The organism is Stenotrophomonas sp. 99219_Sma, from assembly GCF_056480785.1.
Genome location: NZ_CM151117.1, coordinates 330,001 through 332,500 on the forward strand (window position 1 = coordinate 330,001; position 2,500 = coordinate 332,500).

A 2,500-nucleotide genomic window follows, 5' to 3' on the forward strand; every position below is an offset into this window, starting at 1 on the left:
GGTGAAGGTGCGGTAACACGCACTGGAGGCCCGAACCCACTCCCGTTGCAAAGGTAGGGGATGAGGTGTGATTAGGAGTGAAAAGCTAATCGAACCCGGAGATAGCTGGTTCTCCTCGAAAGCTATTTAGGTAGCGCCTCATATGTATCCTCTCGGGGGTAGAGCACTGTTATGGCTAGGGGGTCATCGCGACTTACCAAACCATTGCAAACTCCGAATACCGAGACGGACTGTATGGGAGACACACGGCGGGTGCTAACGTCCGTCGTGAAAAGGGAAACAACCCAGACCCACAGCTAAGGTCCCAAATTCACTGCTAAGTGGAAAACCATGTGGAAAGGCACAGACAGCCAGGAGGTTGGCTTAGAAGCAGCCACCCTTTAAAGAAAGCGTAATAGCTCACTGGTCGAGTCGGTCTGCGGGGAAGATTTAACGGGGCTAAGCAGTGAACCGAAGCTTGGGGTGCATAACTTTGTTATGCGCGGTAGAGGAGCGTTCCGTAAGCCGTTGAAGGTGGATTGAGAAGTCTGCTGGAGGTATCGGAAGTGCGAATGCTGACATGAGTAACGATAATGCGGGTGAAAAACCCGCACGCCGAAAGCCCAAGGTTTCCTTGCGCAACGTTAATCGGCGCAGGGTGAGTCGGCCCCTAAGGCGAGGACGAAAGTCGTAGTCGATGGGAAGCAGGTTAATATTCCTGCACCTCGCGTAAGTGCGATGGAGGGACGGAGAAGGTTAGGTGTACCAGGCGTTGGTTGTCCTGGGGAAAGGCGGTAGGTTTGGATCTTTGGCAAATCCGGGATCCTTCAAGACCGAGCACCGAGACGAGTCTTTAAGACGAAGTCACTGATACCACGCTTCCAGGAAAAGCTCCTAAGCTTCAGCTTACGCAGACCGTACCGTAAACCGACACAGGTGGGTAGGATGAGAATTCTCAGGCGCTTGAGAGAACTCGGGTGAAGGAACTAGGCAACATGGCACCGTAACTTCGGGAGAAGGTGCACCCTTTTTGGTGGCTCGTGCGAGCTATAGCTGAAGAGGGTCGCAGTAACCAGGCCGCTGCGACTGTTTATCAAAAACACAGCACTCTGCAAACACGAAAGTGGACGTATAGGGTGTGACGCCTGCCCGGTGCTGGAAGGTTAATTGATGGGGTCAGCCGCAAGGCGAAGCTCTTGATCGAAGCCCCAGTAAACGGCGGCCGTAACTATAACGGTCCTAAGGTAGCGAAATTCCTTGTCGGGTAAGTTCCGACCTGCACGAATGGCGTAACGACAGCGGCGCTGTCTCCACCCGAGACTCAGTGAAATTGAAATCGCTGTGAAGATGCAGCGTTCCCGTGGCAAGACGGAAAGACCCCGTGAACCTTTACTATAGCTTTACACTGAACGTTGAGTTCGTCTGTGTAGGATAGGTGGGAGGCTATGAAACTGTGGCGCTAGCTGCAGTGGAGCCATCCTTGAAATACCACCCTGTCGTGCTTGACGTTCTAACCTGGGCCCATTATCTGGGTCGGGGACCGTGTATGGTGGGTAGTTTGACTGGGGCGGTCTCCTCCTAAAGAGTAACGGAGGAGCTCGAAGGTACGCTCAGCGCGGTCGGACATCGCGCACTGTGTGCAAAGGCATAAGCGTGCTTGACTGCAAGATCGACGGATCAAGCAGGTAGGAAACTAGGACTTAGTGATCCGGTGGTTCTGTATGGAAGGGCCATCGCTCAACGGATAAAAGGTACTCCGGGGATAACAGGCTGATACCGCCCAAGAGTTCATATCGACGGCGGTGTTTGGCACCTCGATGTCGGCTCATCACATCCTGGGGCTGTAGTCGGTCCCAAGGGTATGGCTGTTCGCCATTTAAAGTGGTACGCGAGCTGGGTTCAGAACGTCGTGAGACAGTTCGGTCCCTATCTGCCATGGGCGTTGGAGATTTGAGAGGGGCTGCTCCTAGTACGAGAGGACCGGAGTGGACGAACCTCTGGTGTTCCGGTTGTCACGCCAGTGGCATTGCCGGGTAGCTATGTTCGGAAGCGATAACCGCTGAAAGCATCTAAGCGGGAAGCGCGCCTCAAGATGAGATCTCCCGGGGCACAAGCCCCCTGAAGGAACCATGTAGACTACGTGGTTGATAGGTCAGGTGTGTAAGTACAGCAATGTATTGAGCTAACTGATACTAATGATCCGAGAGGCTTGACCATATAACCTCAAGTTGCCTTGGCTTTACGACAGCGTCGTAAGAGCATCCAAGTGCACGCTACGTCACAAGAACTACGAGAGGCAGGCGCCTTATCCAGCTGTATCGGATGGCGACGCTCCAACCGCCTCCCTGGTGAAATTAGCGCTGTGGAACCACCCGATCCCATCCCGAACTCGGAAGTGAAACGCAGCTGCGCCGATGGTAGTGTGGCTCAAGCCATGCGAGAGTAGGTCATCGCCAGGGTTTACACCCGAGAACCCCGCTGCATGCGCAGCGGGGTTTTCCTTTTTTTGCAGGCACCCGGT

At 54.2% G+C, this 2,500-nt stretch carries 2 rRNA genes (1 of these 2 cut by a window edge); both read left to right on the forward strand.

Annotation, left to right across the window (positions count from 1 at the left end):
• Nucleotides 1-2,196: ribosomal RNA gene (locus ACZK13_RS01480) — 23S ribosomal RNA — on the forward strand; it begins 684 nt to the left of the window's first position.
• A 127-nt stretch (nucleotides 2,197-2,323) separates the two neighbouring features.
• A 5S ribosomal RNA gene (rrf, locus tag ACZK13_RS01485) occupies nucleotides 2,324-2,438 on the forward strand.
• Nucleotides 2,439-2,500: the final 62 nt, after the last annotated feature.